Below are 17,542 nucleotides of genomic sequence, written 5' to 3' on the forward strand. Positions count from 1 at the left end.
GGCGCGGCCCTCATCGCCGGCTCGCAACAATTCGCGATGTCCAACTTCGTGCGCCACACCCAGGTGCAGGAATCGGCCGCCGACCAAGCCGGCGCGCAATTCCTTGAGCAAAGCGGCCAATCTGGCGAAGGCCTCATCAGCTTCTTCAACCGCAACATGCGCCCGTACGAATTCATGACGCGCCGCATGCCGCCTTACATGATGACGCACCCCTATTCATCGGACCGCGTCGAGGCGTTGCGCCAGCGCGTCGCCAACAATCCGCACCGCGATGCAGTGGATACGCCGGAAAATATCCGCCGCTTCCAATTCATGCAGGCGAAGCTGATCGGCTTCATCCAGTCTCAGGGGCAAACCTTGGCGCGCTATCCGCTGCGCGACCAATCGCAGCCCGCGCGTTATGCGCGCGCGGTCGCCTATTATCGCGTTTCCGATCTGCCGCGCGCGCGGCAAGAACTGGACAGCCTGATCGCGGAAGACCCGAGCAACCCTTATTACCAGGAATTGATGGGCCAGATTCTGTTCGAAAACGGCCGAGCGGAAGAGTCTATCGCTTATCACCGTCGCTCGCTGGAGCTCTCACCAGGGCAACCCTTGCTGCAGGTAAATTTGGCGCGCGCGCTGGTTGCCGCCCACGAACGCGCGGGCGCCGACGAGGCCATCGAAATTCTCCAGCAGGTCGTCGCACGTGAGCCGGACAACGCCTTTGCTTGGCGTGAACTCGCCCAGGCGCGCGATCTGCGCGGCGAACAAGGCCTGGCGGAACTCGCATCCGCCGAGCAGAACTTCGCCCTTGGCGATTATGGGTCGGCGCTCAATTTCGCCGAACGCGCGCGTCGCACGCTGCCGCGCAATACACCCTCTTACCAGCGCGCGACCGACATCGTGACATTCTCCGGCAACGAAGTGCGGGAGCGCGCTGAAAGGCGGCGCAGTTAGCCCGCTGACTTGCTCCCTGAGCTGAAAGCCGCCATGTCCTGATCTCCGATATCTTGGAGATCGCCTGATGGCGCGCTTTCTTATCGCCGCTTTCCTCGTCTGCGTCATGAACTTGCCGTCGAACGCGGCGGCGCAGAACTTTAATGCGCAGGAGCAGGCGGAGATCCGCGCCATCGTTCGCGACTATCTAGTGCGAAATCCGGATGTGTTGCGCGAAGCGCTCGACGCGTTGGAGACGCGCATCACCGCCGAGCGTTGGCAGCAAATCCGCAACGATCCTCGCGATTTCTCGATGGGCCCTGCCAACGCGCCGATCACAATCGTCGAATTCTACGACTACCGCTGCGCCTATTGCCACGCCGCACTTGAATGGCTGAGCGATGTCGTGCGTACGCGCAACGACGTGCGCGTGGTGTTCAAAGAATTGCCGATCCTCTCGGCGGAATCCATGGAAGCAGCTCGCGCTGTTCTGGCTGCGCGCCCGCAAGGCCGCTATTGGCAATTTCACCAAGCTTTGATGAGCTTCCCGCTCAACCAGCAACTCACCTCCGCTGAAATCGACCGCATCGCGCGCCAATCCGGCATCGATGTCTCTCGCATGCGGCGCGGCATGGAAACACCTGAGATCACCGCGCTGCTTGAAGACAATCGCGGACACGCCGTGGACTTCCAGATCAGCGGAACGCCAGGCTTTGTCATCAATGGCGAGCTTATCTCGGGCTTCGACCAAACGCGCCTTGACGCTCGCTTGCGCGAAGCCACCCGCGAAGCGCGCGAACGCCAAGCCCGCCGCTAAACCCGTCCCGTCGCCGCCGCCGCTATCAACGCAGAATGGCGCGCGAAGAGCGAGAGATCCCGCTCCTGCGCCATCGCCTTAAGATAGCGCGGCGCGAACGCGACATAGCCGATCGCCGCGAACGCGTCGGCAGACACGCTGCGTGATGTCTTGCGCGCCGCGCCATAGGCCGCCCACGCCCGTTGCTTCAACTCTTCCAAGCTCCCCTCGCGCGGGATCACGCTCCTGCCCCGCGACCGCCAATGCGCCGCGGCGCGCAAGAGACCCGTATAACCCCAGGCGCGCGCGCCGGTTTCCACGAACCCCTGTGCAGCCTCTGCAGCACCCGGCGCGCAAGCCTCGACCGCGCCACGCATCAAAGCGCCAGCAGTGCCGTCGACGTAAGCGTCTAGCTCCGCCCAACTCGCGAACGGAGCCGCATCCAGATCGCGCGCGCGCGTGGCGATGATCTCAGGCAACACGCCGAGCGGCGCGCCGCTTTCTCTCAGCGCGCCGAGAGCTGGCGCGCGCGGCGGCTTACCTTCCGCGATCTCTTCGACGCCGGCGCGCCACCATTCGAGCCGGATGTCGCCCAACGCCGCTTCACGCACAGCCTCCGTCGAGTGCGCGATTTCGTAATAGACCGCGTAAAGCGCGATGAGCTTCGCGCGCGCATCCGCCGACGCAAAACGCGTCGCCAGCCAACGATCTTCGTCCACGCGACGAACGAGGGCGTCCAAAGCTTCCATGCGCGAATAGTCAGTAGCGAATAGCGAATAGGGGCGCCACGTCTCCGCAGCGCCCCTACCCACTAATCAATATTCGCTATTCGCAACTCACTGTCCTTAGAACAGCGTGGTGGCCCCCGTCATCGCCACCAGCATAGGCACGGACAAGAACGTGTTCGTGCGGGAGAACAGCATCGCCGTCTTGCCGGCTGCAGCCTTCGCGGCGGCGTCGAGATCGGGATACTTGTTGGCGATGTTCAACGCCTTTTGCTGGTTCGGCCAAATAATGAACCAGACGTTGAACCACATGATGATGGCCAGCCACATGCCGATGCCGATCAGAATATGCTTTGGCACGGCAAAGCTCGGATCATCGGCTGCGCCCAGAGTGAGCGCCTGCAGCAAATACCCTTGGTTGCCCGCCAGCGCGAGCCCAGTGATCAAGGTCGCCATCGCGCCCCAGCGAAACCAGAACAGCGCCGCCGGCGCGATCACCTTGGTGACGGCAGGCTTCTGCTCGTCCGGGATCTTCGGCATGTTCGGGATCTGAGTGAAATTGAAATAATAGAGATGGCCGATCCACATGATGCCGGCCAGCACGTGACTCCAGCGCCAGATCGCTTCCCAGAAGCCGGGATCGCCGAAGCCGAAGCCTGCAACGCCCATCGCAAAATAGATCAAAAACAGCGCGCCGACGGCCAGCGCCGTCCACGCCACGTAACGCAGATTAGACAAAAACCAGGCCATGCCCTCTCCCTCCAGCCGGCACGCGCGGAGCGAGGGGTCTTTGCCCTAGCCCGCCGTCTGCGGCGCTCCCCGCGCTTCGCCGCCCTCCCGCCCGCGCTTGACGCCCCAGATGAGGATCGCCGGTGCGGCAACGTAGAGCGACGAGTACGTGCCGATGACAATGCCGAAAATCATGGCAAGCGCGAAGCCCGAAAGCGCCTCTCCGCCGACAAAATACAAGCCGATCAGCGCAAACAGCGCCGTACAACCCGTGATAATCGTTCGGGAGAGTGTCTCGTTGAGCGAGAGATCGATCAGCTCGCCCAGGGGCATCTTCTTGTACTTGCGCAGATTCTCGCGAATGCGATCGAACACAACAACCGTATCGTTCATCGAATAACCGACGATCGTCAGCAACGCGGCGATGATGGTGAGCGTAAATTCCAGGCGGAAGATCGAGAACAGGCCGAGCGTCAAAATCACGTCGTGGAACAGGGCCAGCACGCCGCCGAGGCCGAACTGCCATTCAAATCGGAACCAGATGTAAACCAGCATCAACAGGATCGCGAGACCAAGCGCGATCAGACCGCCGGAGAAGAGTTCTTCCGAAACCTTGGCGCTGACAGAATCCACGTTCGCGATGCGCGCGCCCTGCGCCACCGCACCGAGGCCCGCGCGAATCTCTTCAACGGTCGCCGATTGGTCTGGTGCGGTCTCGAAATTCAGGATCGCGCAATAGGGCGGCGCATTGGTCGGACGGCAGGTCGTACCCTGAACTTCGACGTCGCCCTCTTGGGCGCTACGTCCAAGCGCACGCAACGCTTCTTGGTCAATCGGCCCAGGGGCTTCGATAAGAATCGATGTGCCGCCGCGAAAATCGATGCCGAGATTGAAGCCGCGTTCCATGATCGCGCCGATACGCGCTAGCGGCGAGCCATCGGCTTGCTGATAGATCTCGATTGGGTTTGCACGAAAGCCGCCAGTGAAAACCGAAATGATCGAGGCGCTCACAGCGAGAATTGAGAGCACCGCGGCGAACCCAGCAAATTTCACGTACGTGAAGTTCGTCTTCTTCGGCAGCAGGCGAATAAGAGGCCAGAACGAAGCCATGATTTCCCGTCCTCTTAAATCGGCATCTGCTTGGGCCGCGCCATGCGGAACCACCAAGCGATCAAAAGCTGTGTCACCAACACGGCGCTGAACACGGACGTGATCACGCCGATCGACAGCGTCCAGGCGAAGCCGCGCACGGGGCCGGCCCCAAACTGGAAGAGGATCATCGCCGCCAGAATCGTCGTCAAGTTGGCGTCGATGATGGTGATCATCGCCCGGCTAAACCCGGCGTCGATCGAAAGCGCGGGACTTCGCCCCGCCTGCGCTTCTTCGCGCATCCGCTCGTAGATGATGACGTTGGCGTCCACGGCCATGGCGATCGTGAGGATAAGACCGGCGATGCCAGGCAAGGTGAGCGCGGCGCCCACCATGCTCATGGCGCCAATCAACAGCACGAAATTCACCACCAGGGCGATACAGGCGAACACGCCGAAGAGGCCATACGCCAGCACCATGAACACGAAGGTGACCACGCCAGCGATAATCGAAGCGGTCGTTCCAGCATTGATGGCGTCTTGGCCAAGACTCGCATCCACGGTGCGCTCGTCGATCACCGTGAGCGGCACCGGCAGCGCGCCAGCGCGCAGCATCACAGCGAGTTCGTTCGCAGTTTCCGCAGTAAAGCCGCCGGATATCTGCCCGGAGCCGCCGCAGATCGGCTCATTGATGCTCGGCGCCGTCAGCACCTGGTTGTCGAGCAAAATGGCGAAGCGTTGTCCGGTGAATTCGCGGGTAATGCGGCAAAACAACGTGCTGCCCTGGGAATCCAGTTGGAAGCTCAGCACAAACTCGCCCGTCTGCGCGTCGGTGGACGGGTTCGCGCGCACTAAGCGTTCACCAGTGAAGCGCGGACGGCGTTCCACCACCTCTGGCCCGGCGCCGCGGCCGCCCGGATAGGGCTGTACGACCATCGTGCCCGGCGGCAAGCGGCCTGACGCCGCTTCCTCGGCGCTCATCTCGCGCACCATGTGGAATGTCATCAGCGCTGTCTGGCCGATGCGCTCCTTAAGCATTTCCGGATCGCTGACGCCAGGCGCCTGAACAACAATGCGATCATCGCCTTGGCGGACGATCGTCACTTCGCTGGTGCCAGTCGGGTCGATCCGGCGGCGGATGATTTCGATCGATTGCTGCGCGGCTTGGCGGCTCAACTCGCGCATATGCACGTCAGTGATCCGCGCCTCAATCAACCCTTCCGCACCTGAGCTGAAGGTCAAAATCTCTGCGCCGCCCGTCGAGGAGAGCGCCAACGGACGCAACAAACGCTGCGCCGCCTCCATCTGCGTGGGGTCGACCAAACGCACACGTGCGGCGTCGCCAACAACGCCCCGGCCCGTATAGCGAATGGCCGGTTCAGCCTCGCGCAGGGCCGCCGCCATTTGATCGGCTACGTTGTCGAGCTGCTGGCGCTGCATCGCCGCGCGGTCAATTTCGAGCAGCAATTGCGAACCGCCCTGCAGGTCGAGACCCAGATTGATGGCTTGCCGTGGCAGGAAGCCGGGCAAGCTGTCGCGCGCGCTTTGCGGCAGGAAGTTCGGGAATGCGAACGCAATCCCAAACACGGTCACCACGGCGACCAGAATGATGCGCCAGCGCGCGACTTGCAGCATGAGATTTATTCCGGCTTGGAATCGTTCGCGGGCGCGGGATCGGTCTTGCCACGCACTTCGGCGATGGTGCCGCGCACAACACGCACTTCCACGTTCGGCGCGAGTTCGACACGCGCTTCGTCATCTTGCACCGACTTGATTTTGCCGATGAAGCCGCCCGAGGTGACCACGACATCGCCTCGCTTCAGATTGGCGATCATTTCCATGTGCCGTTTGCGGGCTTGTTGCTGCGGCCGGATCAGAAAGAAATAGAACACCACCACGATCAGAATGAGCGGCAGCATCTGCATGAACACCGCCGTCGTCGGATCGCCGCCGGCTGCGGTCTGCGCATAAGCTTCTGAGATGAACATTGATCCTCGCAATTTGCGGCGCGTCGGAAGGGCCGCTGCGACCGTTGAGATTTGACCGGAGCGTCCTGCCCCGCGAAGGCGGCGAATATATAGCCAGCCCGCGCCTTTTCAATCGCTCTAGAGCGAACCTTCGCGCCGTTTCGCCGCAGATAAGTCCTTAATTTGTCAGTCCTAGCAGCGGCGCGGGATCGACCGGGGTGCTGCCCTGTCGCACTTGAAACAGCAAGCGCGCGCCACCGTCCGCACGCCCCCCGAGTTCAGCGATCGCCTCTCCCGCGCGCACCCTCTGGCCTTCGCGCACAAGTGCCCGACGCGTGTAGGCATAGGCGGTGACGAGATCGTTGGCGTGCCGGACCAAAACCAATTCGCCATAGGCGGGGAGGTCCGAGCCCGCATAGACAACGTCCCCGTCGGCCGCCGCACTGATCCGATCGCCCTCGCGGCCCGCGATCTCGATCCCGTCCAAGCGCCCGCCGCTCGGCTGGGCGCCGAACCGCGCCACGACCCGCCCCCGCATGGGCAAAACCAGATGCGCGTTCGCCGCTGTCGCCGCCGGAGCGCCACTTGACGCAGCCGCCTGGGCGGGCGCCGACGCTGAGGACTGCGGCGGCTCGGCGCGCGCCATCGCTGGCAGCACGATGCGGTCGCCCACGCGCACGCGATAGGGCGCACTCATCCGGTTCAGCAGCGCCAGCGAGCGCGTATCGACATTGTACGCGCGCGCAATGTCCTCGAAGCGCTCGTTCTGGGCGACGGTGTGAAACCGCGGCGGCGGCAGACGCAATTCGCGCCCGGGCGTGAGCGCATAGGGCGGCTCCAATCCATTCTGATCGATCAGCGCGCGCAACGGCACTTGGTAACGGGAGGCGATGTCATAGAGGGATTCATGGACGCCGACGCGATGCGTGCGTGGCAAGGCCGATGGATCGTAGGGCTGGGCCTCGCCTGGTTGCAGCGCCCACGTCGACAGCGGCGTGCCGTCGCTCGCCGCCCAATCGGGCGCCTCTTGAGCCGCTGGCGTCCTCGCCGGCGCTCGCGTCTCTACCGGGGCAGGCGTCCGCCGGTCTTCGATCCTGGCCGGCGCACGCGGCGGCGCGGCCTCACCGCGACCATACGAAATTGGCGCCGGCTGCGCCGAAGCGCACGCGCCAGCCAACAGCGCAAGCAAGAGAACAGCGCGCGTCATACGCCTCCACTCTCACGCAGAATCGGCTGCGGTCGCAAATTAAGTCGGCGCCGCCAGCTCGCCCTCTTCCAAACCCCGCTCGAGCGGCGGCAACTTGAGCGCCCCCAAGTCCTCGCGCGAGCCGCCGCGGTAGCGAATCAGGCGATCGCCGATGGAGGCCACCAGCACGCCATCCGGTTTCAATTGCTCCAGCAATGCGGGCGGAATGTCCTCCAGCGCCGCGTTGACGACAATCCGGTCATACGGTGCATCGTCTTCCCAGCCCGAATAGCCATCGCCGACATGCGCGTAAGTCCGCATCAACCGCGCGCGTCCAAACTTGCCGCGCGCCTCAGCCGCGAGGTCGCGCCAGCGTTCAACGGAAACGACCCTGTGCGCGAGATTCGACAGCACGCCGGTCTGAAAGCCGGACCCCGTCCCGATCTCAAGCACACTATCGTTTGGTCGCACATCAAGGGCGGTCACAATACGTCCGATCAGAGAGGGTTTGGTCATACTCTGACCGTGTCCGAGCGGCAGCGCGACATCATCGAGCGCAAGCCCCTCGAGATGCGTCGGGGCATAGTGCGCGCGCGAGGTGCGCTCCATTGCCGCCAGCACGCGCGCGTCCGTCACGCCAGCTTGGCGCATCTCCAGGACAAAGCGCATCAAGCGTGCGGGATCGCTCAAGCCCTACTCCATCTTTGGCGGCGCGCCGCCCAATACGCCTTTGAGGTCATGAATCGTCTGCATGTGAGTCAGATCGATATGCAGCGGCGTGACGGAAATGCGACCTTCGTAGATGGCGCGCAAATCCGTCCCCCGCGGCGGGCTCGATAATTGGCCGCGAAAGCCCAGCCAGAAATAGGAATTGCCGCGCAGGTCTTGGCGCTTGTCCGCGTAAATGATGTGCTGATCGCGTCGGCCTTGGGTCGTCATCTCGACTTCCTTCACTTGGTCAGGCGGCAAGTCGGGGAAATTCACGTTCATCAATACGTCTTTGGGCCAGCCGTGCTTCAGCAATTGGCCGACGATCCCAGCTCCAAAAGCCTCCGCCGTCTCCCAAGGGATCGCCGCTTCTTCGCCACGAAACCCGCGCGCCTGTGAAAGCGCGATCGCGGGAATACCAAACTGCATGCCCTGCATCGCGCCTGCGATCGTGCCCGAAAACGTCACATCCTCGGCGATATTTTGTCCGCGATTGACGCCCGAGAGCACGAGGTCAGGTTTCGCGCCTTCAATCAGATGCTCCACACCCAGCAGCACGCAATCCGTCGGCGTACCTGTGATGGCGAAGCGCTTCTCGCCCGCCTCCCGCACCCGGATCGGCGCCGTCAGCGTCAACGCTCGTGACGCGCCCGATTGCTCATTTTCTGGCGCGATCACCCACACATCATCGGAGAATGCACGCGCGATCTTCTCCAAGATCTTCAGCCCAGGCGCGTGAATGCCGTCATCATTGGTGCAGAGAATGCGCATGCGGCTAAGGCAGTACGGCAATAAGGCCGTAAGGCAATAGGCTTGATCCACCTATCGCCCCACCGCCGAGCGCGCATGTCGCCCTAAATTACTTCCACGCGCCTAGGATGGCCCCCGCGGCCGCGTAACAGACCAGGAAATGCGCCAAGTTGATCGCCACGAATTGTTCGCTGTGGCCGCCATAGACGTAGGAGTAAAGACTGGTCGGGAAGACAAACAGGATTGCGACCAGCAGCGCCGTGGTGACGCCTCCGATCCAGCCGGGCTTGTCCCGCCATTTAATCGCCATCGACAAACCGATCGCCGCAAGAACCGGCATAACCGCGCCGACTGGCATCCTAGCTAAGCCGTAATCGACGCTCTCGGGCGTGAGTCCGGTCATCGCCATATATTGTTCGCCGGTCATCATCATGCCGAAGATGACGTACTCAATCAGGTAGATCGCGATCGCCGCCGCTATGATCGCCAACCAATTGTGGCCCATGATGCGCATGCGCACCTCCCTACCGGCGTGCGTTCAGCCGCCGTCGCGCATCAGCTTAACGCCGAAGTGTTCTTTCCCTTAGGTGATTCAACTATCGCGGGCGAAGCTCGCGAGCGACTAACGGCAGTCGATCGCCCAAATGTCCCACGTCGGGTGGTCCACAGCATTGAGGCCCGGGCTCGAGGCAAACAGCCAGCCGTGGAAGATTTCCGCGCGCTCGGCCTCCTCGCCTTCACGCGCCGGCGGATTGTCGAACACTTCGACATAGATGCGCACTTCCGGCGTTTCTTCCGGCGCGCTCTTGGTGCATGCCCGCGCGATCACCTCAAGCGAGCCTACGCGCTCGGCCCGGCCGATCGTCAGCGTGTAATCACGGGCATGACCGGTGATTTTGTCGAGACCGCGAATAACAGCGCGCTGCGCGTGGGCTGGACCCACAGCGGCTATGAAAAACACAAGCGCGGCGACAAGCGTGCGGATCATGGAGTCGGAGCTTCTTCCTGAGATTGGCTTTGGCCTTGCGATTGGGCGAAGCCTGCAAACAGCGTCAGCCAGTCTTTGTCACCTTCAGTGTAGGCGATCTCGCCGCCCGGCGGCAAAGGATCGAGACCAGACGGCTCAATTGCGATGTAAGCGCCCCCCAGCAAGCCATCGGCAGAAACCTGCGCAGCAGACTGATCTAGAATTTGCACGCCATCATTGATCACCATGACGACGCGCGCTTCGTAAGTTTCGGGATCCAATTCAACACTGCGGACCACCCCGACTTTCACGCCCGAAATGCGAACATCCGTTCCAACCGCCACGCCATTCACGCGCTGAAAGCGACCAAACAATTCGTAGCCGTTCGCGCTACTCGTCGCGCCCGCTTGCGTGGCGGCGAACACGAAGAAGCCGATCGCCACCACAGCAACCGCCGCGCCGACGATCGTCTCGCCCCAGCGTTCGAAATTGTTCATGAGCGCGGCTCCGCGGCGTCCGGCGTCCACGCTTCGTAATCCGCGCTCGACGCTTGGCGCTCGCCACCGCGCGCAATTGAACCCTTCGGGCGATATGCGAACACAGTGCCAGTCAAATTCGGCTGATGCGGCTTTTCCCACTTTTGCCGCTTCAGCGGCTGCACCGTCGGCGGCTCGGCGAGCGTGTGGTGCATCCAACCATGCCAATCCGGCGACACGCGCGAGGCTTCAGCCAACCCATTATAAATGACGTAGCGGCGCTTGCGGCCTTCGATGCTCGGCCGGCGCTCCTCGTAATAGCGATTGCCTTGCTCGTCTTCGCCCACGAAGGCTCCTCGGCGGCCGATATCGAACAGGGCCCCCAGAGTGGCCCCGTTCCACCAGGTGAAGATGCGCTTAAGCATGGGCTGAATTGAGACTCCTCCGCGCCAGTATTGCGGCCCTGGTTCGCGGCGGCCGCAATATGACGAAGCGCCCGCGCGGCGTCCAGTGCGGGTGCGAAACAATATCTTGGGATAATCCCCGGTCGTTTCATACTAGATATTGATCCGATACGCGACGCAAGCGTATGTTCCGGGCCCATAGGAGACTCTCCATGGCTCAGGACTTCGATCAGGAATCGCGCTCCGCCGCTCAAGCGCCCGCGCAATGGTCCGAGACCATGGTGCAAGCCGCCCTCGAAGCTGGGATCGCCGTGGATACACCTGCCGGGCCGAGCATCACCAAGGCGCTGGCCCGAGCGACCGCCAGGTTGGGCCTCTGGGCTGAGGACAACACGCTGGCCGATCGCCTCAACGCACTGATCGCCGCGGGCCAAGTCACGCTCGATCCGCCACTGCTGCGCGCGGCGATAGCGGACGGCGCCGAACTCGCTCTCTCCGCTGCACTTCTGCATTGGCCGAAGGACAAGCGCGAAGAATTGAGCGCGATCGCGCGCGCGCAAACACTGCTCGCCGCCGGCGCCAAAATTGGCATCGCCGGCAATCCGACGCCGGCCGCGCTCGATGCGCTCGATGCCGCCGCGCGCATGGCCGATCCGGAAGGCCGCGACGGCGCCTCTATTCTGGTGCGTTGTGATGGCGATAGCTTGGTTGCGGATGAAGCCGCGCGCATCCGCGCTGGCGCAGCCCTCGCCGCCGGCGCGCGCGCGCTCGACACAGCGCTCGCCGATCTCGCCATCGAAGCCGTGCGCAACGGCCTGAACATCGAGAACGGCGGCGTCCGCCGCAAAGCCGCCGCCGCGCGTCTCGCCGGCGCACCAGACGCTGATATTCTCGCGGCCCTGGCCGGCGCCGTGACACGTGGCGCTTACAGTGCAGCACTGGACGCCGGCGCCGATCCCGCGCGGCGTCGCGTCGCCATCGCTGCGGCAGAGGCTGGCGCACACAGCCTCACCGCATTTGGCGAAGGCGCCATCGATCCCACCGGCGCGTTCGCTGCATCCGACGAAACCAGCGTTATCGGCGCCGGCATCGCACTCTCGCGCTTCCACGATGCCGACAAGACCTTCGACATCGCCGGCTTCGAAGCCGCGATCCGCGCACTCGTACAAACACTCGACGCAGCTCATGGCGCGCATGGCGCGCCGCGCCGCCCAATCCTCATTCGTCTGGAAGGCCTCGCCGCGCTGCTGATGCGCGCGGGCCTCGCCTACGACAGCGATGCTGGCCGCACGCTTGCCGCATCTGTCGCCGCACTCGCGCACGCCACCGCGATCTCCGAAAGCGCCGCCCTTGCCGACGCCAAGCACGCCTACCCGGAATGGAGCAAGTCGAAACGCACGGAAGAAGCGTCGGTGAAAGCTGCGCGTGACGCGGCGGCGTCACTCAAAGGCGCTATCGCCGCGCGCGCGCAAACGATCTATCGCGGCCTACCGGGTGCGAAGAACGCGGGTCTGCGCGCCTCCGTCGCGATCGCTTTCGCACGTGACATTGGCAGTGCGCGGCGTCTGGGCGTCTCCGCTCTCGGCGCCGCGCCCGCACCCAGCGTCGCCGGTTTCGGCCAACGCGAGGACGGCCGCTTCGGTCGCATGCTCAGCGACGACGCGCGCGCCGGCCTCGCCACGCTTGGCTACAACGCTGACGAGATCAACGCGCTCACGCTTCACGTCGAAGGCCGCCGCACCCTGCGCGGCGCACCGGGCGTCAATCTTGAACGCCTCGAAAAACTCGGCCTCACCGAGCCCGCGCTCGAAGCCATCGAAGAAGCCGCCGCCGATGCGTTCAACCTGCGCGCCGCCGTGCATCCGCTTGTGATCGGACCGGAGCTTTGCCAAGAGGTGCTGAAGCTTCCGCCCGACGTCGCCGCCGGCAAGCGCGGTGATCTTCTAAAAACGCTCGGCTTCAGCGAAGACGACATCGCTGCAGCCGAGGCGTTCTGCACGGGCGCGGGCGATCTCAAGGGCGCGCCGATCTTGCCTGACGCACACGCCGCCATTTTCGCCAGCGATCGCGACATCGCGCCTGAAGCGCGCATCGCGATGGCCGCCGCTGTCGCGCCGTATGCACGCACCGCGCTCGACATCGCGCTCGGCGACGCCAGTAACGAACGCCGCGCCGAATTGCTTGCAGCAGCACAAGCGGCCGGCATTGCGCTGATCAACATCCGCGCCGAAGCGCCGCCGATCACGCTCACGCTGCCAGCGCTCGAAGAGGACGTCGCAGAGGAATCGCGCCCCAGTGCGCCAACATCGCCTGCGCCAACACCCGCGATCATCGCTGCTGCGCCAGCGCAACCGGCCCCCGCGCGCGTTGAGCGCCGCCGTCTGCCCGAGCGCCGCAAGGGGTACATCCAAAAATCCCAAGTCGGCGGCCACAAAGTCTATTTGCACACCGGCGAATATGACGACGGCGAACTCGGCGAAATCTTCATCGATCTGCACAAGGAAGGCGCGGCCTTCCGCTCGCTGATGAACAATTTCGCGATCTCGATCTCGATCGGCCTGCAATATGGCGTGCCGCTTGAAGAATATGTCGACGCCTTCCTGTTCACACGCTTCGAGCCCGCCGGCGAAGTGCGCGGCAACGACACCATCCGCCACGCCACGTCGATCCTCGACTACATTTTCCGCGAACTCGCCGTCTCGTATCTCGGCCGCGCCGACCTCGCCCAAGTCGATCCATTCGAAGCGCGCAGCGACGGGCTCTCCAAGCACGCGCAAGACGCCGAGAGCGCCGCCCGCCTCATCTCGCGCGGATTCGCTCGCGGCGCATCGCCCGACAATCTCGTGATGCTGCGCCCGCGCGCTGCCGAGTCCCGCGATCGTCGCGACGAGAAGCCGACCGCAGCGCCCGCGCGCCCAGCCGCAACCGGTTATCGCAACGAACCGTGCAGCGCCTGCGGCCACTTCACCGTCGAACAATCCGGCAAATGCGCCGCCTGCGGCGCGACAGGCGAAGCCAGCGGCGGCTAACGTGAATACTTCTTACGAGAGCGCAACGACAACCTTGCCCACAGGTTAGACTGTGTCGCACGGCTTGAAACAATAAGTAACAATCCTCGCTTACCCACATTTCACTGGCGCGAACACTTGGGCGGACCTATCGCCGTCCACGTGTTGACACAATTCCGCCTCCTCGCGATCGCGGGCGCTACGCTGGCTGTAGCGTTTGGCGGCCAGGCGCTCGCGTTCTGGCCGTTCGGCGGCTCAACACGCATTGCGCTTTCACCGGCTTATGGCGGGGTGTGCGAGGATTGCGACCTTTCAGGGCGCATCCTCGCCGGCGCCAAGATGTCGAACTCGGTGTTCAATCGCTCAAACTTCACGCGCAGCGTGATGCGGCGCGCCGATGGGACAGAATCAGAATTCGTCGAAGCGAATTTCACTGACGCCGATCTGAGCTACATGAAGTTCGACAGCGCCGACGTGACGGATGCGATCTTCCTGCGCGCGCGCATCCACGGCGCCGATCTCGCCGAAGCACACGGCCTCACCCAAGCACAGCTCAACCAGGCTTGCGGCGACGACGAGACGCTCGCGCCGCGCGGCTTGCGCGTCCGGGTTTGCGACTAGCGTCGCGCTACAAATCGAATAGTGCGAAGAATGTTGGACTCCATTCGGCAGTTCGGCGTGGAACCCTCCTCCCGCTCAACCCGCCACCGTCCGACTACGCGTTCGACCTCAGTAGCGAACTGCTCAGCGCCCGCGCGTGCGGCAATCTGTGAGTGCTCAATTTCGCCCGCCGCATTTACGCGAAAAAAGACCACGACCGCGGCAACCTGCGCGGAAATGGCGTAGCGTGGCAGGGGGGACGCTACCAATCGCATCTGACAACGGGGGCGCGTGAGATCGACCGCTCCCACTTCGCTCCAACCATCCGCATCACCCTGGGCCTCCTCCGGCGCTTCGGGGACAGGCACGCCTTCCGACATAAGCAGGGCTTCGAGCGCACTGATCCAGGCACGTGATTCCGCATACATTTGCTGCGCAGCCGTCAGCTCTAGAGACGGGGATTCATCGGTGAGCGGATGCAGCGCCCGCGCGGCTTCGCTCAGCAAGGCGTGTGCATCATAGGCGTCTTCCTGACTAAACCGTCCCAGCCGATGTCGGTCGAGTTCATTGAGGATTATGGAAATAGCTTCGTATGTGCGCGCGCGACCAAGCCCGAAAGCCGCTCCCGACGGCGAACCTGATGGTCGCGCACCCGCCGCCGCCCAGCCACGTTGGGCAAGTTCATATGAACTATGCTCCAGCCCCCAGTTTCCGAGTTGGGCGCCCGCCAGATAGACCTCTTGGTCGTCAAGAGTCTCCGCGCTCGGCGCGTTCAAGAGGGCGCTCAGTCGCTCAGCATAGACCGCGGCCGCGTCTTCCGCTCCCAGAGCCAGATTTGCCCGCGCCAAGATGAGTTCGGCAAAGTCGACGTTGACACCATCCGCGCCGCCGCGCGCCAAATTCAGCGCGTACTGCGCCGCCTGCGTCGCGGCTGCGGCATCACCAGCGGCGAGTCTGGAGGTCGCCACATTGAGCGCAAGCACCGCCGTCCGCCCGCCATCGCCATCGCGTGCCTGCGACGCTTCAAGGGCCAATTGCGCTTCGCTTGCCGCCGCTTGAACGTCACCACGCTCCAGCGCCGACAAATAAGCGCGATAATGCTGCACGGCGCTACTTTGCTGCGCTGACGCACTTGGCGCCAGCAATAGCCCAAGCGTCAGGATCGAAAGCTGCAACAACCGCATCTGGTTCTCCCCAGACAACCTAAAGCTTTATCGCGCTGGAAGCCAGACGTTGCTTCTTAGGTCCCGTCCCAATCACCCCTTCGGCGGCTCGACGACGCGGATATGCAACTCTTTCAGCTGCTTTGGCGTCACTTCGCCCGGCGCGTTCATCATCAGGTCTTGAGCCTGTTGATTGAACGGGAAGACGATGACTTCGCGGATGTTCTCGACGCCCGCGAGCAGCATGACGATGCGGTCCACGCCCGGCGCCGAACCACCGTGCGGAGGCGCGCCGAAGCGGAACGCGTTCAGCATGCCGCCGAACTTCTCTTCCACCACGCTCTGCGGATAGCCGGCGAGTTCAAACGCCTTGATCATGATTTCCGGCTTGTGATTCCGGATCGCGCCCGAACTCAGCTCCACACCGTTGCAGACGATGTCGTATTGGAACGCGGTGATCTTTTCGATCGTGTCGCGATCGCTGACGTCGAGTTTCAAGAATTTCTCGTGGTCGAAATTCGGCATCGAGAACGGGTTGTGCGAGAAGTCGATCTTCTTTTCTTCCTCGCTCCATTCGTACATCGGGAAATCGACGATCCAGCAGAATTTGAACTGGTCCTTGTCGGCCAAGTTCAATTCGTCAGCGACTTTATTCCGTGCGAGGCCCGCAAATTTGTAGAAGCTCGCAGGCTCGCCCGCGACGAAGAACGCCGCATCGCCCACCTTCAAGCCAAGCTGTTCGCGAATAGCGTTGGCCTTCTCAGCGCCAATGTTCTTGGCGATCGGCCCCGCGCCACCTTCTTCGCCTTCGCGCCAGAAGATGTAGCCCAAGCCCGGCTGGCCTTCGCTTTGCGCCCACGAGTTCATCTTATCGCAGAACGCGCGCGAGCCGCCGTTCGGCGCGGGCACAGCCCACACCGCCGTTTTTGGCTTTTCCAGAATGCGCGCGAACACGCCAAAGCCGCCGCCGCGGAAATGCTCGCTAACGTCCTGCAGGATCAGCGGGTTGCGCAGATCGGGCTTATCCGAGCCATACTTTGAAATCGCCTCCGCATACGGGATACGCGGGAATTCGTTGGCCGGCGTCACGCGCTTGCCATTGCCGAATTCCTCGAACACGCCGGCCAAGACCGGCCCGATCGCGTTGAACACGTCTTCCTGCGTGACAAAGCTCATCTCGAAATCGAGCTGATAGAATTCGCCCGGGCTACGATCAGCGCGCGCGTCTTCATCGCGGAAGCACGGCGCGATTTGGAAATACTTGTCGAAGCCCGCCACCATCAGCAGCTGTTTGAATTGCTGCGGAGCTTGCGGCAGCGCGTAGAACTTGCCCGGATGCAGACGCGACGGCACCAAGAAGTCGCGCGCACCTTCCGGCGACGACGCCGTTAAAATCGGCGTCTGAAACTCGGTGAAGCCCTGATCAATCATGCGGCGGCGCAAGCTCGCGATCACTTGGCTACGCAGTAGGATCGACTTGTGCAGCTTCTCGCGGCGCAGATCGAGGAAGCGATATTTGAGGCGAATGTCTTCCGGGTATTCCTGTTCGCCGAACACGGGCAGCGGCAATTCTTCAGCCGCACCCAGCACTTCCAGCGCCGCCGCCTGGACTTCAACCGCGCCTGTCGGCAGGTTCGCATTCACGGTTTCAGCCGTCCGCGCCACCACCTTGCCGTCGATGCGGATCACGCTTTCGGCGCGGAGCCGCTCGGCAATCGCGAACGCCGGGCTCGACGGCGCGATCACGATCTGGGTCAGACCATAATTGTCGCGCAAATCGATGAAGAGCAGCCCGCCGTGGTCGCGCTTGCGGTGCACCCAGCCGGCCAGACGTACGTCCTTGCCGGCGTCGGCCGGGCGAAGGGCGCCACAGGTGTGGGTACGGTAGGCGTGCATTAGGGGCTCCGGGGAGTCAGGGATTTTGGCGCGGAGAGGCGCAGGGGGGGCGCAGGTTGTCAAGGCAAGCCCTGCCCTGGCCCAACGACCTGGAGCGCTATTTCTTATCCACAGGCTTCACCGCCGCCTTCCGGCGGCCAATATTGCGCTTCAGAGCCTCA

At 63.3% G+C, this 17,542-nt stretch carries 18 protein-coding genes; 4 read left to right on the forward strand and 14 right to left on the reverse strand.

The window, feature by feature from the left end; translation table 11 throughout:
- On the forward strand, positions 1-939 hold a 939-nt coding region (locus tag VF769_RS09020), incomplete at its 5' end, for a tetratricopeptide repeat protein (RefSeq protein ID WP_331008064.1).
- A 67-nt stretch (positions 940-1,006) separates the two neighbouring features.
- A complete protein-coding gene (locus tag VF769_RS09025; RefSeq protein ID WP_331008065.1) occupies positions 1,007-1,735 on the forward strand; it encodes a DsbA family protein in 729 nt (242 codons plus the stop codon).
- Here VF769_RS09025 and VF769_RS09030 read toward each other — a convergent pair.
- The 12 genes from VF769_RS09030 to VF769_RS09085 all read right to left on the reverse strand — a co-directional run bounded on the left by VF769_RS09030 (position 1,732) and on the right by VF769_RS09085 (position 10,735).
- Positions 1,732-2,463, reverse strand: a complete 732-nt coding sequence (locus VF769_RS09030; protein WP_331008066.1) for a squalene/phytoene synthase family protein — start codon at positions 2,461-2,463, stop codon at positions 1,732-1,734. The two genes, VF769_RS09025 and VF769_RS09030, sit on opposite strands and share 4 nt — an antisense overlap.
- Positions 2,464-2,559: 96 nt before the next feature.
- Complete coding sequence (locus tag VF769_RS09035; protein ID WP_331008067.1) at positions 2,560-3,189, reverse strand: urate hydroxylase PuuD; 630 nt, start codon at positions 3,187-3,189, stop codon at positions 2,560-2,562.
- Between the two features lie 45 nt (positions 3,190-3,234).
- The gene (gene secF / locus VF769_RS09040) at positions 3,235-4,278 is read right to left on the reverse strand and encodes a protein translocase subunit SecF (RefSeq protein ID WP_331008068.1); all 1,044 of its coding nucleotides are present in this window, start codon (positions 4,276-4,278) and stop codon (positions 3,235-3,237) included.
- A 14-nt stretch (positions 4,279-4,292) separates the two neighbouring features.
- The gene (gene secD / locus VF769_RS09045) at positions 4,293-5,891 is read right to left on the reverse strand and encodes a protein translocase subunit SecD (protein ID WP_331008069.1); all 1,599 of its coding nucleotides are present in this window, start codon (positions 5,889-5,891) and stop codon (positions 4,293-4,295) included.
- 5 nt (positions 5,892-5,896) lie between these two features.
- The gene (gene yajC, locus VF769_RS09050) at positions 5,897-6,244 is read right to left on the reverse strand and encodes a preprotein translocase subunit YajC (protein ID WP_331008070.1); all 348 of its coding nucleotides are present in this window, start codon (positions 6,242-6,244) and stop codon (positions 5,897-5,899) included.
- Positions 6,245-6,401: 157 nt separating this feature from the next.
- The gene (locus VF769_RS09055) at positions 6,402-7,430 is read right to left on the reverse strand and encodes a M23 family metallopeptidase (RefSeq protein WP_331008071.1); all 1,029 of its coding nucleotides are present in this window, start codon (positions 7,428-7,430) and stop codon (positions 6,402-6,404) included.
- Positions 7,431-7,469: 39 nt separating this feature from the next.
- Positions 7,470-8,099 (reverse strand): protein-L-isoaspartate O-methyltransferase family protein, encoded by a 630-nt coding sequence (locus VF769_RS09060; RefSeq protein ID WP_331008072.1) that lies wholly within the window; start codon positions 8,097-8,099, stop codon positions 7,470-7,472.
- 3 nt (positions 8,100-8,102) lie between these two features.
- Complete coding sequence (surE, locus tag VF769_RS09065) at positions 8,103-8,888, reverse strand: 5'/3'-nucleotidase SurE (protein ID WP_349258123.1); 786 nt, start codon at positions 8,886-8,888, stop codon at positions 8,103-8,105.
- Positions 8,889-8,976: 88 nt separating this feature from the next.
- Positions 8,977-9,381, reverse strand: coding sequence for a DUF1761 domain-containing protein (locus VF769_RS09070; protein WP_331008074.1), 405 nt, complete (start codon positions 9,379-9,381; stop codon positions 8,977-8,979).
- A gap of 108 nt (positions 9,382-9,489) precedes the next feature.
- Positions 9,490-9,855, reverse strand: coding sequence for a DUF2155 domain-containing protein (locus tag VF769_RS09075; RefSeq protein WP_331008075.1), 366 nt, complete (start codon positions 9,853-9,855; stop codon positions 9,490-9,492).
- Positions 9,852-10,331 carry an MlaD family protein gene (locus VF769_RS09080; RefSeq protein ID WP_331008076.1) on the reverse strand — a complete coding sequence of 160 codons (480 nt, stop codon included), beginning with the start codon at positions 10,329-10,331 and terminating at the stop codon, positions 9,852-9,854. Before VF769_RS09080 ends, VF769_RS09075 begins: the two co-directional genes overlap by 4 nt.
- Complete coding sequence (locus VF769_RS09085) at positions 10,328-10,735, reverse strand: NADH:ubiquinone oxidoreductase subunit NDUFA12 (RefSeq protein ID WP_331008077.1); 408 nt, start codon at positions 10,733-10,735, stop codon at positions 10,328-10,330. Before VF769_RS09085 ends, VF769_RS09080 begins: the two co-directional genes overlap by 4 nt.
- A gap of 191 nt (positions 10,736-10,926) precedes the next feature.
- Here VF769_RS09085 and VF769_RS09090 point away from each other — a divergent pair, with 191 nt between their 5' ends.
- Together VF769_RS09090 and VF769_RS09095 are read left to right on the forward strand one after the other, a co-directional pair.
- Positions 10,927-13,743: a hypothetical protein gene (locus VF769_RS09090; RefSeq protein ID WP_331008078.1), complete on the forward strand. Its 2,817-nt coding sequence runs from the start codon at positions 10,927-10,929 to the stop codon at positions 13,741-13,743.
- A 117-nt stretch (positions 13,744-13,860) separates the two neighbouring features.
- The gene (locus VF769_RS09095; RefSeq protein WP_331008079.1) at positions 13,861-14,343 is read left to right on the forward strand and encodes a pentapeptide repeat-containing protein; all 483 of its coding nucleotides are present in this window, start codon (positions 13,861-13,863) and stop codon (positions 14,341-14,343) included.
- On the opposite strand, the gene VF769_RS09100 is transcribed toward VF769_RS09095, so the two are convergent.
- Positions 14,340-15,506, reverse strand: a complete 1,167-nt coding sequence (locus tag VF769_RS09100; RefSeq protein WP_331008080.1) for a hypothetical protein — start codon at positions 15,504-15,506, stop codon at positions 14,340-14,342. The two genes, VF769_RS09095 and VF769_RS09100, sit on opposite strands and share 4 nt — an antisense overlap.
- Positions 15,507-15,578: 72 nt before the next feature.
- Positions 15,579-17,381 (reverse strand): aspartate--tRNA ligase, encoded by a 1,803-nt coding sequence (gene aspS / locus VF769_RS09105; RefSeq protein ID WP_331008081.1) that lies wholly within the window; start codon positions 17,379-17,381, stop codon positions 15,579-15,581.
- Between the last annotated feature and the right edge of the window lie 161 nt (positions 17,382-17,542).

Source organism: Vitreimonas sp. (assembly GCF_036392335.1).
GTDB lineage: Bacteria > Pseudomonadota > Alphaproteobacteria > Caulobacterales > Aquidulcibacteraceae > Vitreimonas.